The 13,502-nt window shown below is 60.7% G+C and carries 12 protein-coding genes; 3 read left to right on the plus strand and 9 right to left on the minus strand.

The features are described 5' to 3' along the window. Positions 1-137: 137 nt before the first annotated feature. Genes AC0L28_RS15420 through argE form a run of 3 tightly spaced genes read right to left on the minus strand, consistent with a single transcriptional unit; the run spans position 138 to position 2,572 of the window. Positions 138-494, minus strand: coding sequence for a cupin domain-containing protein (locus AC0L28_RS15420; protein ID WP_023798459.1), 357 nt, complete (start codon positions 492-494; stop codon positions 138-140). Between the two features lie 13 nt (positions 495-507). Continuing rightward, positions 508-1,431 (minus strand): 2-hydroxyacid dehydrogenase, encoded by a 924-nt coding sequence (locus AC0L28_RS15425; RefSeq protein ID WP_473478447.1) that lies wholly within the window; start codon positions 1,429-1,431, stop codon positions 508-510. 16 nt (positions 1,432-1,447) lie between these two features. Continuing rightward, on the minus strand, positions 1,448-2,572 hold the full coding sequence (gene argE / locus AC0L28_RS15430) for an acetylornithine deacetylase (RefSeq protein WP_473478449.1): 1,125 nt from the start codon (positions 2,570-2,572) through the stop codon (positions 1,448-1,450). A 258-nt stretch (positions 2,573-2,830) separates the two neighbouring features. On the opposite strand from argE, the gene AC0L28_RS15435 reads away from it, so the two are divergent. Next, positions 2,831-3,709: a GNAT family N-acetyltransferase gene (locus AC0L28_RS15435; RefSeq protein ID WP_473478451.1), complete on the plus strand. Its 879-nt coding sequence runs from the start codon at positions 2,831-2,833 to the stop codon at positions 3,707-3,709. Positions 3,710-3,763: 54 nt separating this feature from the next. Here the strand turns inward: AC0L28_RS15435 and AC0L28_RS15440 are convergent, their stop codons facing one another. From AC0L28_RS15440 to AC0L28_RS15465, 6 genes are all read right to left on the minus strand, one after another. Further along, positions 3,764-4,942, minus strand: a complete 1,179-nt coding sequence (locus AC0L28_RS15440; protein WP_473478453.1) for a MalY/PatB family protein — start codon at positions 4,940-4,942, stop codon at positions 3,764-3,766. A 167-nt stretch (positions 4,943-5,109) separates the two neighbouring features. Next, positions 5,110-6,249: an amino acid ABC transporter permease gene (locus AC0L28_RS15445; RefSeq protein ID WP_473478455.1), complete on the minus strand. Its 1,140-nt coding sequence runs from the start codon at positions 6,247-6,249 to the stop codon at positions 5,110-5,112. Positions 6,250-6,252: 3 nt separating this feature from the next. Beyond that, complete coding sequence (locus AC0L28_RS15450) at positions 6,253-7,440, minus strand: amino acid ABC transporter permease (protein WP_473478457.1); 1,188 nt, start codon at positions 7,438-7,440, stop codon at positions 6,253-6,255. 172 nt (positions 7,441-7,612) lie between these two features. Further along, entirely contained in the window at positions 7,613-8,626 is a 1,014-nt protein-coding gene (locus tag AC0L28_RS15455) for an amino acid ABC transporter substrate-binding protein (RefSeq protein ID WP_473478615.1), read from the minus strand. Between the two features lie 140 nt (positions 8,627-8,766). Beyond that, positions 8,767-9,720, minus strand: coding sequence for a LysR family transcriptional regulator (locus AC0L28_RS15460; protein WP_473478460.1), 954 nt, complete (start codon positions 9,718-9,720; stop codon positions 8,767-8,769). A 98-nt stretch (positions 9,721-9,818) separates the two neighbouring features. Continuing rightward, positions 9,819-10,547 (minus strand): Crp/Fnr family transcriptional regulator, encoded by a 729-nt coding sequence (locus tag AC0L28_RS15465; RefSeq protein ID WP_023798467.1) that lies wholly within the window; start codon positions 10,545-10,547, stop codon positions 9,819-9,821. 314 nt (positions 10,548-10,861) lie between these two features. Between AC0L28_RS15465 and AC0L28_RS15470 the strand changes: the two genes are divergently transcribed. Continuing rightward, the gene (locus AC0L28_RS15470; protein WP_128168244.1) at positions 10,862-11,830 is read left to right on the plus strand and encodes a GAF domain-containing protein; all 969 of its coding nucleotides are present in this window, start codon (positions 10,862-10,864) and stop codon (positions 11,828-11,830) included. A gap of 147 nt (positions 11,831-11,977) precedes the next feature. Further along, positions 11,978-13,495: an aldehyde dehydrogenase gene (gene adh, locus AC0L28_RS15475; protein ID WP_287228091.1), complete on the plus strand. Its 1,518-nt coding sequence runs from the start codon at positions 11,978-11,980 to the stop codon at positions 13,493-13,495. The last annotated feature ends 7 nt before the right edge of the window (positions 13,496-13,502 follow it).

Genomic DNA, 13,502 nt, shown 5'->3' on the forward strand with positions numbered 1-13,502 from the left:
CCATAGCGGACCGCGCGCCGCATTTTTCGTCGAGAATGAGCGGCCCGACAGCGTCGAATCGCGTCGGACCGAACTTGGATAGTCGATTGTTCTGGAACCGCCGCGCGCTCTACTCGGCCGTACCTTGAGTACTGAACTCAGTCGTAAACGCAGACGTAGATCTTGCGCACGGTCTCGATCGTGCGCCAGACACCCACGAAACCGGGCTTCATCACGAAACTGTCGCCGGCGCGGTAAGTCTTGGTCTCGCCGCCCTTCTCCTCGATTTCGATGAGGCCCGAAAGGATATGGCAGAACTCGTAGGTGGTGCCCTTGATCGAATGCGTCTCGCCGGGGGTGGCTTCCCAGACGCCGGTCAGAACCTTCTCACCTTTCGAGGCATCCTGCGCCCAGCTCTTGAAGGATGGAGTGCCGGAAATGAGCCGCTCAGGCAGCGGCAATGCCTCCTTCGGCGTGAAGGCGGGATTTGTGTCGATCGTGGTCAGCAGTGACATGTGGGTCTCCTGGTTAGTAGCCGAGTGTCCGATCGATGAGGCCGATCAGTTCTTCGCCGGCGCGGTGGCGCCGGACGTTGTCGACGGCGGCTTGCGCCGCCGTATGTGGTTGTGTCACCGAGGCAATGTGCGGCGTTATCATCACCTTCGGATGCGACCACAGCGGATGGTCTTCCGGGAGCGGTTCCGGATCAGTGACATCAAGCATCGCCGCGGATACGTGGCCTCTGTCGAGCGCGTCGATCAGCGCGGCCTGGTCGAGTTGCGGACCCCTGCCGACATGCAGCAGCCGCGCCCCTGCTGGCAACAAGGAGAAGAGTTTTGCATCGAGAATGCCGCTGGTTTCCGGCGTCAGCGGTAGCAGGCAGACGAGAATATCCGTCTGCTTCAGAAAGCGGGGCAACTGATCGGCGCCGTGAAAACAGGTGACTCCCTCTATCCGCTTTTCGCTGCGGCTCCACCCGGCAAGCGGAAACTGGAATGGCTTCAGGCGCTCGATAGCCGCCTGCGCCAGCATGCCAAGACCAAGAAAGCCGACCCGGCGCTCGGCCGCCTGTCGAGCGGCAATCGGTTGCCAGAGGCACCTCTTCTGCTGCTCGAGATAGGCGGGCATCTCCCGGTGGAGCGCCAACACGCCAAGCGCGACGTATTCCTGCATCATGCGGATGATGCCGTCCTCGACCATGCGCACCAGCTTCACATGGCTCGGCACGACGTCCTGCTTGAACTGGTCGACGCCGGCTCCGATCGAAAACAGCACTTCCAGGTTGCGGTAGCAGGAGATGTCGTCCGGCACCGTCCAGGTGATGAGATAGCGCACCTTGTCCGGCTCCAACTCATCGCCGGAATGGAAGAATTCCAGATCCGGGAGTTCGCGCGCAAAAATCTCGCGGAACACCGCAGCACGCGCCGCGTCGGAGTTGAAAAGAAATGCCATGGAACCCGCCCTTCCCTCAGGCCGCGAGACGCGCGCCGAGATCGTCGATCATGCTCTGGCAGGCAGCAAGTTCACCGATCTCGATGTATTCATTGGGACGATGCGCGCGGGAAATTTCGCCAGGGCCGCAAATGATCGCATCGATACCGGCCTGCTGATAAAGCCCGGCCTCGGTGCCGTAACTCACCGCCGTGAGCGGCTCCTGCCCGGTCAGCTCTGTCAGGACCGCCGCCAGCTTGCTCCCATCCGCCGGCGCAAGGGCGGGATAGGAACTCAATTCGTGCCAGGCCACCTCGAAGCCGCTGTCGCGCAGATCGAAAAGCCGGGCTTTGACCGGCTCAAGCAGGGATGCTGGGGAAACGCCCGGGACGGCACGCACCTCGATATCGGCTGTGCAGTGGCCAGCGATGATGTTGACCGCCTGTCCACCGGCGATGACACCCACCTGCAAGGAAGAGTATGGGGGCTCGAAATTTTGATCGAGCGGGCCGCCCGTGAGCGATTGGCCGTAGGCCACGGCGTGCGAGATGACGCCGGCCATGGCGTGCACGGCATTGAGTCCGAGATCGGGGCGTGACGAATGGCCGGATCGCCCGATCACCTCGAGCCGCGCGGCGGCCTTCCCCTTGTGCGAGCGCACAGGCTGCATCCGGCTCGGCTCGCCGACAATCGCGCCAAGCGGCCTCTCGCACAGGCTCGGCAACGCAGCCAGGAGATGCGGCACACCACGGCACCCCGCCTCTTCGTCGTAGGAGAATGCGAGATGGACTGGCTGCCGCAGGTTCATTGCCGCAAGTCCTGGCAGCGCGGCCAATGCGCAGGCGAGAAAGCCCTTCATGTCGGTGGTGCCACGGCCGTAAAGCCTGCCGCCCTCGCGACGCAGGACGAACGGATCCGAGGTCCATTCCCGCTCGCCGGCCGGCACGACATCCATATGTCCGGAGATGATGTAGCCCCGACCGGCACGCGGGCCGACCGTGACGAACAGGTTGGACCGGTCGCCCTCGGGACCGGGCAGAACCGTCACCTCGGCTCCGGCTGCCTGACAGTGGTCGCGGATCCAATCGACGATCTCGCCGTTTGGCGTGCCCACAACGGAGGGAAATGCAATCAGGGTCGCGAGGATTTCTTCCACGTTCATGGCGGTCCGCTCTGCTTGCACACTATTACCGGGTGCGACCAGCCTATCCCTGCGCAGCAGTGTTCCCTGCCGAATCGCGTCGTGCTTTGGCTGAAGATTGCGAAAAAACGCCTCGAACCAGCGAAACCTGCTGGCGTTCCCGTGTAATGCTGCTGCAAATGAGGCCTGTCGCAAACATGGCTATCGGCGCCAGGATTTAACACCGCGTGCCTTGGGCATTCGTTGAAAGACATTCGTTGAAGGAGCGGATCGACTGAGATGCAGAGATCAGTACGCCTGAAATCCTTTGAACTGGTTGCGCGCGACATCAACGATGTCGATGTTGATCTGCTGCATGCACTGTCGATTTCGGTCCGCTGGCCGCATCGTCCCAGGGACTGGGATCTGTTGCGCCGCGCCGGCCACGGCATCGTCGCCGTTGACGGAATTGGGCGCGTCTTCGGAAGCGCGATGTGGTTTCCCCAAGGGGACGATTTTGCCACCATTGGCCTGGTGATCACGACCCCTCGCGCACAGGCGCAGGGAGGCGGCCGGTGGCTCATGGACCAGGTCCTCGAGCAGTGCGGGGATCGCAATCTGGCCCTGAATGCAACCCATGCCGCCTATCCCCTATATGTGTCGCTCGGCTTCACGAACGAGGCGATCGTCTACATGCGCCAGGGACAGGTCCAACAAGCGCTACCGCCATTGCCGGTTTTGGATGGCGAACTGAGTGAGCTGCCCAGCAGCCGACTCGGCGAGATCACCGAGCTGGACGCGCGCGCATTCGGGACCAACCGTGCAAGGCTGCTTGCGTTGCTCTCGGAGGATGCCTCGATCGCCACTTTGAGTCGCGGCGGCGAGGTCGTTGGCTATTCCATGTGTCGCGAGTTCGGGCGCGGCCATGTGATTGGTCCCACAATAGCCCGAAACGACCAGGACGCGGTCCACCTCACAGCCGTCCATCTGAAGAAGCTGGCAGGTCGATTCGCCCGCGTCGATACGCGCGAGAAGGATGGCGTGTTTGCCGAGTTTCTTCAGCAGAGCGGCCTCGGCATTGCCGAGACCGTGACGACGATGTCCAAAGGCCGCCGCTTTCTGAACCGCGAAAGCAACGCGCCCTGGGTCTATGGATTGGCCAGCCACGCCTGGAGCTGAATGCAAGCACGCTGTCGCCGATGCCGCAGGGCCGCTCCGGTCCCGTCAACGCTCTCACAACGACTCCAGCGCCCTGGACATGCGTTCGAGCCCTCTCCGCAACAGCGGACGAGGGCAACCGACATTGAGGCGAATGAAGCCTTCACCGCCGGGTCCATAGACGCGCCCGTCGTACAAATTGACTCCGGCTCGGTCGACGAAAAACCGTTGAACGCCTCCGACCTTCCGATCGAGCCCGCGCGCATCCAGCCACACCAGGAAGGAAGCGTCCGGCCGCATCGGTGTGATGCCCGGCAGGCGATCCTCGGCGAACTTGAGGACGAAATCGACATTGCCGCCGATGTAGCGCGTCAGCTGATCCAGCCACGGCGCGCCGGTGCTGTAGGCGACCTCTAGCGCCAGCCGTCCAAAGAAGTTGGCATTGACCATGAACGATGCCTGCATGGTGGCCAGAAGCGCCTCGCGCCGCTGCTTGTTGGCAACCGACACGGTTGCGGAGGGCACGCCGGCCAGATTGAAGGTCTTCGTTGGCGCCGTGCAGATGAATGACTTTTCCGCGGCATCCTCCGAGAGGGACGAGAAGACGATGTGTTGGCGATCCGACAATCTGATATCGCAGTGGATGTCATCAGATATGACAAGGATGCCGTAGCGCTCGCAGATATCGTTCAGCGCCGTCAATTCCTGGCGCGTCCACGCCTTTCCAGCTGGATTGTGCGGGTTACAGAGCAGGAAGGCCCTGGCGCCGGCTGCCAGTTTCTCGAAGTTCTCCAGGTCGAGTTCATATCGGTTATCCTGCAACCTTAGCCTGTTGACCAGCAGCTTCCTGCCGTTCCCCTGAATCACTTCGAAGTAGGGCGAGTAAATGGGAGACTGCACAATCACCCCGTCCCCGGGCTTCGTGAAGGTCCGAAGCATCGCGGCTACCGACGGCATGATCGCAGGCGCCGGCAGCAGCGATTCCAGTGCCGGCGACCAGCCGTGCCGACGCGCGAACCATGATTGCACAATCTCGTAGTGACGGGGGTCGCGGCGGGTATAGCCATAGATTCCATGGTCCGCCGCTTCCCGCAGCCGCGCGATGACGGTTTCAGGCGCGCGAAAATCCATGTCCGCGGTCCACAGCGAAAGCAGATCTTCGCCCTCGACCCGAGGCGAGAATTCGTCCCACTGATTGGCCCATTTGACTGACCCAAACTGGTGGCGATCATAGATCCTGTCGAAGTCGATCATTCCAACATTTCTTTCCGCAACCGTCGGTTGCGATGCATCTGCACAAGCCATTGCTTGGTTTCCGGTGTGGTTTTCGCCGCTCGCGGCTGCTCGAACTTTTGGCGGGCTATTTGAGGATTTGCGCCACGTGCCTCGGTGCTGAAATTGCCTGTCGCATATTCCGCTTCCTAGCTCCTGTGGCCGCGCGCCAACGCGCGCTCCATCGAGTGCGAGTACCGGGACATTCCGAAGCAGAAGATCCAGTAGACCAGCCCGGCGAAGAGATAGCCGGTCGAAGAGATCGTCGGCCCGGCCCAGTTCGGGTCGACTCGCGCCGTTTCGACGGCTCTCAGGAAGTCCGCAATGCCGACGATCGCTACCAGCGTCGTGTCCTTGAACAGCCCGATGAAGGTAGAGACGATGCCTGGGATAACGATAGTGAGCGCCTGCGGCAGGATGATCAGACGGATCATGGTGAAATAGCTGACGCCGAGCGCCTTTGCCGCCTCATATTGCCCCTTCGGGATCGCCTGAAGGCCTGCGCGCACCACCTCGGCCATGTAGGCGGACGAGAACAGCGCTATTGCAATCAGCGGACGCAGCAGCCGATCGGGCGTCAGATAGTCGGGGACGAAGAGCGGCATCATGAAATTCGCCATGAACAGCACCGTGATGAACGGCACACCCCTGACGACCTCGATGAAGATCACACACACTGCCCTGACGAAGGGAAGCTCCGATCGTCGGCCAAGCGCGAGAAGCACACCGAGCGGCAGCGAGAAGACGATGCCCACGATCGACATGAGCAGCGTGATAAGCAGACCTCCCCACAAGACGGTATCGATGACCGGCAGATCGAGCGACGCGACACCGCGCAACAACGCGAAGGCGACGACCGGGTAGGCAGCAAAGAACAGCAACGCCGCCACGTTGCGCCGCGGCGCCCGTTTCCACAGCAGCCAGGCGATCAGCACGGCGCCGATCGCCAGCGTCAGGTCCACCCGCCAGCGCTCGGAAATCGGATATGCCCCGTAACGGAGATAGTCGAATTTCTCCACGATGAACGGCCAACACGCGCCCTCAGGGTTGGCGCGGCATTCTTCCTGTCCGCCGGCCCAGACTGCATCCAAGACTGCAAAACTCGCGAACTGATACAAAAGCCATGCGGCGAGAACTGTGAAGCAGATCGTCAGCACGCCGGAGAACGGCGTCGAGAACAGGTTCTTTCTGATCCAGGTCGCCGGGCTCGGCCGGATTCCACAAGGCGGCGCCACAGGCGGCAGAGGCGGAGCGCTAACGAGGTGCGGATGCAGGGACTGGCCGCTCATGCATCACCTCTCGACGATCGCGAAACGTTGATTGAACGCGTTCATGGTCATCGACATGACGAGGGAGATCGCGAGGTAGACCGACAGCGTAATCGCCATCACCTGGACGGCGGCGCCAGTCTGGTTGAGCACCGTTCCCGCGAAAATCTGAACGAGATCGGGGTAGCCGATAAACACGGCGAGTGAGGAATTCTTCGTGAGATTCAGGTACTGGCTGGTCAGGGGCGGTATGATGATGCGCAGTGCCTGCGGAACAATGACCAGGCGAAGCGTTTTGCCCGGCGCAAGCCCGAGCGCATGGGCGGCTTCGGTCTGGCCTTTCGGCACAGCCTGGATCCCGCTGCGGACAATTTCCGCGATAAAGGAAGCGGTGTAGACGGACAGACCGATCAGAAGAGCCGCGAACTCCGGATAAAGCTGGTGTCCACCCCGGTAATTGAACCCTTTCAACTCTGGCGTCACGAACGACACCGGCGAACCGACCAGGACGAAGACGATCAGAGGCAGTCCGATCAAGGCAGCGAGGCTGACCCAAAGCACGGGCAGCTGCTTTCCGGTGCGGTTCTGTGCGCGCCTGGCATAGGACCAAAAAGCGACGCAGAAGATGCTGGCCGCCAGGAACGCGAGTCCCACGGTACCTGCTCCTGCGTAGAGCTGGATTTCCGGAATGATGAGACCGCGATTGTTCAGATAGATGCGGCCGGGGAGTTCGATCGACGCCCTCGGCGCAGGCAGCGCTTTCAGGACTGCATTGTACCAGAACAAAAGCTGCAGCAATAACGGGATGTTGCGTATGATCTCGACATACGAAGCCGCGACCTTTGAAACGATCCAGTTCGGTGACCGACGGGCAATGCCGACGACAAAGCCCAAGACTGTGGCCAACACGATCCCAAGCAAGCTCACATAGAGGGTGTTGACCACACCCACCCAGAACGCTTGGCCGTAGGTGGAGAGCGTGTCGTAGGGGATCAGCGTCTGATTGATGTCGAAGCCGGCGGCCTCGTTCCAGAAGCCGAAAGACAGCGGAATCCCGCGTGCCCTCATGTTCGACGCAGTCTGAACGGCAATGCCCACGGCCAATGCCAGCAGGCTGCCCGCTAGCAAAAGTTGATAGATGATGCCCCGGACCTTGGCGTCGTGCAGGGACAAGCTCCTGCGCGAGGGCGCGGCGAGCAGCACATCGGACATGACCCTGTTCCTGTGTTGGTGCAGAACTAATGCATGTCGCGCAAAAGTGCGCAGCGGTTTTGCGATAACGACATGCATAAACAAGAACTTAAAGCGTCTCGCATGACTCCATTCAACCCCGACGCGCTTTAAGACGCCGGCGCAATCGCCGGCGGCTTGTGACCGACCCGGCCTAGCGGATCGGCGGGGCGTACTGGAGACCGCCCTGATTCCAAAGAGCGTTCAGGCCGCGCTCCATCTTGAGCGGCGAGGCCTTGCCGATATTGCGATCGAACACTTCGCCATAGTTGCCGACCTGCTTGATAACGTCCACGGACCAGGTATCGCCAAGCCCGAGATCCTCTCCGAGGCTGCCCTCCGCTCCAAGCAGCCGGCGAATGTTCGGGTTGTCCGATGACTTCATTTCATCGACATTCTGCGAGGTTACTCCCAATTCTTCGGCAGCGACCATGACAAGGAGCGCCCATTTGGCCACGTTGAGCCAATGATCATCGCCCTGCCGCACGGCAGGCCCAAGTGGCTCCTTGGAGATAAGTTCGGGAAGCACGACGCTGTCGTCGGCCTTCGCCATGCGCTGGCGCGACGCATTCAAGGTGGACGTGTCGGCCGAGAGGACGTCGCAGCGACCTTCGTCGTAGGCCTTTACCACGGCTTCTTCGTCGGCAAACCCGACGGTCGAGTATGTCATCGAATGCGAGCGGAAGTAATCGGCGAGATTCAACTCGGTCGTCGTGCCCTGAGTGACGCAGATGGACGCGCCATCCAGATCTTTGGCCGAACCGATGTTCTCCGCTTTGCGGACCATGAAGCCCTGGCCATCGTAGAAATACGTGCCCGCAAAAAGTATTCCGAGAGACGTGTCGCGGGATGACGTCCAGGTTGCGTTATGTGCGAGTATATCGATCTCGCCCGACTGAAGCGCGGTGAACCGGTCCTTCGGCGTAAGCGGAATGAACCTTACCTTCTGCGCATCGCCCAGAACCGCTGCTGCAACAGCGCGACAATAGTCGACCACGAACCCGGTCCATTTGCCCTCATTGTCTGGAAGGCTAAATCCGGCCGTCGCTGAGTTGGTTCCGCAGGTCAGAACTCCGTTCTTCTTGACATTTTCGATCGTCGCGGCGGACGCGTTGGATACAACGAGCCCTACCGCTGCTCCGACCAGACCCTTGAGAATTGCTTGCATCTTGGTTCCCCTTATTTTTTTGTGGAGCACCAAGGTTGCGCAGGCCTCATTATTGGTCAAATTCATTCTCGTCATGATGACTATGAGGTCTACTCATACAGTGGCTGCACTCGTAATGGTTTCAGCCGTGTGTCTCCTGTTTATTTCTTCTGTTCTCTCTCAGAAACAATTTCTCTCTTTTTAATCTGTGACTCAGAGTAGATGTTTGAGAGAACTTCTTTGAGCCAGATCGTCCCTGGGTCCGTGGCCATTTGCGGATGAAGGAGAAACCACGCGCTCACATTCGGGATCGGCAGCGGCGGCGAAAGGAGAGTCACTTCACTCGCTTTATCAAGGATTTGGAGGATTCCGTCACCACAATGAGCAACAAGTTCGGTGCCTCGCAAGACCCACGGAAGTGCCAGATAATTCGATATCGTCGCGACCACGTTCCGCCGCAAACCAAGCTCCTTGAGCGCGGCATCCGCAAGTCCGCTGGAAACACCATCGGCGGAAACCTGCAAGTGAGACGCTGACAGGTATGTCTCCAATGACATCGCCGAACTTGCGATTTGGCTGCCGCTCCAAACTGCGCAGAAGAGACGATCCTGGCCCAGTTCGATCTTCAAAAGGCTTGGGTCATCCTTGATCACTGCTCCAGTCAATGCACAGTCGATCTGTCGAAGATGAACCGAGGACGGGATATCGAGCCCGTTCGCTGGAATAATATTCAACGTGGCACCGGGCGCCTGCCTGGAAAACTCCCGCAGAAGACGGGGTATGATTATCATCGCATGGTAGTCGGTGAGCCCGACACGAAAGTTCCGCCGCGTGGTTGCGGGATCGAAAGTTTGATGGCGATCAATCGAGGCTCGAATCGTTGCCAATCCGGCCGAAATGTCTGGCAGAAGCTCGACCGCCCGCGGCGTTGGCCTCATAACGCCTCCATCGCGCGTGAACAGCCTGTCGCCGAAAAGGTGCCGCAGCCTGGATAAGGAATGGCTGATCGCAGATTGCGTTCTTCCCAATTCGCATGCCGTACGCGTGACGCTTCTTTCGCGCATCATCACGTCGAACACGCGCAGCAAATTCAGGTCGAGGTCATCGAAACTCATGAGCCGAACAGGCCTTGGTTTTTCATCATGAGGCGAGAACGTCCACGTGGCGTTCGAAAAGGAAATCCTCGTTCCGCTTCTGGCGCTGGTCCATCCGTTCAGCCACAACGTTTCCTGAGCCGCTCGAGGTCGGGCACATCGACCTGGGTCACTGCGCTGATTGCAATGACTTTCTCCGCGCGGAGCCTGGACAATTGACGCGAGACGGTCTCGATCGTCAGCCCGAGGAAATCGGCGACGTCACCGCGCGTGAGAGGCAGAATAAACTTGCGGCCCTTCTGTTCGCTGTCGGCTGAGGGATCGAGGTGCGTGGCGATGAGATAAAGGAAGCTGGCGACCTTCTCGGCAGCTGTCTTTCTCCCCAGTGTGACCATCCATTCGCGGGCTTCATCGAGTTCCCTGAGAGTCTGCTCCATTAACCGACGCTCCAGTTTGGGATTCGCCGCGATCAACCGTTCCAGACCGCTCTTCGACACGCGGCAGAGATCGACGTCGGACGCAGCTTCGGCAGTTACAGCACTGTCAGGCGTGAAAAGTCGCCCGAGGAAATCCGGGGCGAACTGCAGTCCGACGATCTGCTGGCGGCCGTCTTCCAGCACCTTGGTCAGCTTGACCACGCCCCGCATTACATTCGCATAGGACTCGACGGGCATGCCGTCAGCGGCGAGTTCCTCTCCGGCAGAATGCCGGGCCAGGCGAGTGTGGCGCGAAAGCGCAACAAGCTCGGCAGAATCGAGCACGCCGCACATTCCCTTGTGCCGAGCCTCGCAGCTCCGGCAAAGCACAGGAATATCGGAGTTGTGTATGTCCTTGCGGTTCGTGTCCATGGCGCTGTCGGGAATATCGGACACTCCGGCGCCGAATGCCAGCGTCGCGTACACAAGGTTCGCATATATTGCCGCAGACGCAGCCGATCCAGAAACTCGTCCGCAGGTTTGATCCATGTCAAGAGAGCTCCGGCGGTTGCCGGATAACGCTGGCGCAAGGGAGGCGCCTGGTTCTTCTGGGCAATTGACAGAGGGTTCGATCGAAGCGGAGATAGCGCTGCCAACGCAACCCCGACGTAACACGTACCTGATCCAGGAACTGAAAGGCCTGATCCAGGAACTGAAAGGAAAGAGTCGGGATTTGGGAGGATAGCATGGGCGAGGCTCTAGCCGGTCATCATGCCGATCGGATACAGGCCGCAATCATTTCAGATGCCGCGGCGAAGTCGGCGCTGGTCGCTTCATGGCGACGCTCATCCAATTTGCATAAGCTCGATCCAACCGATCCCAAACCGCCGCGATACCTGACCCAGGCCGAATTTATCGACGCCAGGCAACGGATCGAACCGCTGATCCGAGCTGCCCAATCAAGCCTCGACAGACTCTACCTGGCGGTGGGAGGTGTTGGATGCTGCGTGCTTCTCGCCGACCAAGAGGGCGTGCCGATTGAACGACGCGGTGCACCTGCGGATGACGAGACGTTTCACAACTGGGGGTTGTGGACAGGCTCGGTCTGGAACGAGGAGAGCGAGGGCACCAACGGCATCGGCACCTGTCTTGTCGAGCAGCGCGTGCTGACGATCCATCGCGACCAGCATTTTCACACGCGCAACACTGCGCTGAGCTGCATCACCGCGCCCATCTACGATCACGAAGGAGACCTAGTCGCCGCCCTCGACGTGTCTTCCTGCCGGGCAGATCTAACCGAAGCCTTCGCCAATCTTATTTCGGTGGCTGTGGTCGACGCCGCACGACGCATCGAGGCGGAGAACTTCAAGATGGCATTCCCGAAGGCGCGCATTCTGCTCGCGCCAATAACCGACAAAGGTTCGGGCGGACTGATCGCGGTCGATGCGGACGACCTTGTGGTCGGCGCGACCCGATTAGCGCGATTGGCGTTGGGGATCACGCAAAAGAGCCTTCGGAAGCCGCTCCCCGCGGCCGATCTGCTTGGCGGGGCGAGGAAGGTCACCGAAGTCCTCGCCGAGGCGGAGCGCGGGGCTCTGCAACGGGTGCTGGCCCGGACAGATGGAAATATCTCGGCCGCGGCCGCGGCGCTTGGGATCAGCCGTGCGACGCTCCACCGGAAGCTCAACCGCCTCGATCTCCATAGATCGCACTGATCTTTTCGAATCCCGGCACGACTGTCGCAGTTCTGCGACACCTCCTGCGGGTCCACTGTTCTCACCATCGTGACAGCGAGCGGGCAGATGCGGCAAGACTTTCCACCGAAGCGCCGCATCCCGCGGCGTTGTTTCGGGAGGTATATCATGAACAAGGTTGAATTCTCACGCTCCGTCAAGGCGCCCTTCGACAAGCGTTATGGCAATTTCATTGGCGGCAAATGGACCGAGCCGCTTTCCGGCAAGTATTTCGAGAACTTCTCGCCGGTAAACGGTCAGCTTCTCTGCGAAGTCACCCGTTCCGACTCCAGGGACATCGAGGCCGCGCTCGACGCGGCCCATGCGGCCAAGGACGCATGGGGCCGCACCAGCCCGGCCGAGCGCGCCTTGATTCTCAATCGCATTGCTGATCGCATGGAGGAGAACCTCGATCTCCTCGCGCGCGCCGAGACCTGGGACAACGGCAAGCCGATCCGTGAGACGACCGCCGCCGACCTGCCGCTGGCCATCGATCACTTCCGCTACTTCGCCGGCGCGATCCGCGCCCAGGAGGGCAGCCTCTCCGAGATCGACCACGACACCGTTGCCTATCACTTCCACGAACCGTTGGGCGTCGTCGGCCAGATCATCCCGTGGAACTTCCCGCTGCTCATGGCGGTATGGAAACTGGCCCCCGCGATCGCGGCCGGCAACTGCGTGGTTCTGAAACCCGCAGAGCAGACCCCGGCGGCGATCATGCTCTGGGCGGACCTCATCGGCGACCTGCTGCCGCCGGGCGTGCTCAACATCGTCAACGGCTTCGGCCTCGAGGCAGGCAAGCCGCTCGCCTCCTCCAACCGGATCGCCAAGATCGCTTTCACAGGCGAGACGACCACTGGCCGGCTGATCATGCAGTACGCCAGCCAGAACCTTATCCCGGTAACGCTCGAACTCGGCGGCAAGTCGCCCAACATCTTCTTCCAGGACGTCACCGCCGAGGACGACGATTTCTTCGACAAGGCGATCGAGGGTTTCGTCATGTTCGCACTCAACCAGGGCGAGGTTTGTACCTGCCCGAGCCGGGCGCTGATCCACGAAAAGATCTACGACCGCTTCATGGAGCGGGCGCTGAAGCGCGTCGAGGCGATCGTCCAGGGCGACCCGCTGGATCCGGCGACGATGATCGGCGCGCAGGCCTCGTCCGAGCAGCTCGAGAAGATCCTGTCCTACATCGACATCGGCAAGCAGGAGGGCGCCGAAGTACTCACCGGCGGCGCGCGCAACGAGCTGCCGGGCGATCTCGCCGGCGGCTATTATGTCAAGCCGACAGTGTTCAAGGGCCACAACAAAATGCGCATCTTCCAGGAGGAGATCTTCGGGCCGGTGGTTTCGGTGACAACCTTCAAGGACGACGACGAGGCGTTGTCGATCGCCAACGACACGCTCTACGGCCTCGGCGCCGGCATCTGGAGTCGCGACGCCAACCGGCTCTACCGCTTCGGGCGGGCGATCCAGGCGGGCCGCGTCTGGACCAACTGCTACCACGCCTACCCGGCGCACGCGGCGTTTGGCGGCTACAAGCAGTCCGGCATCGGCCGCGAGACCCACAAGATGATGCTCGACCACTACCAGCAGACCAAGAACATGCTGGTCAGCTACAGCCCGAAGAAGCTCGGCTTCTTCTGAGGACTGC

The sequence above is a fragment of the Mesorhizobium sp. WSM4847 genome (assembly GCF_055811335.1).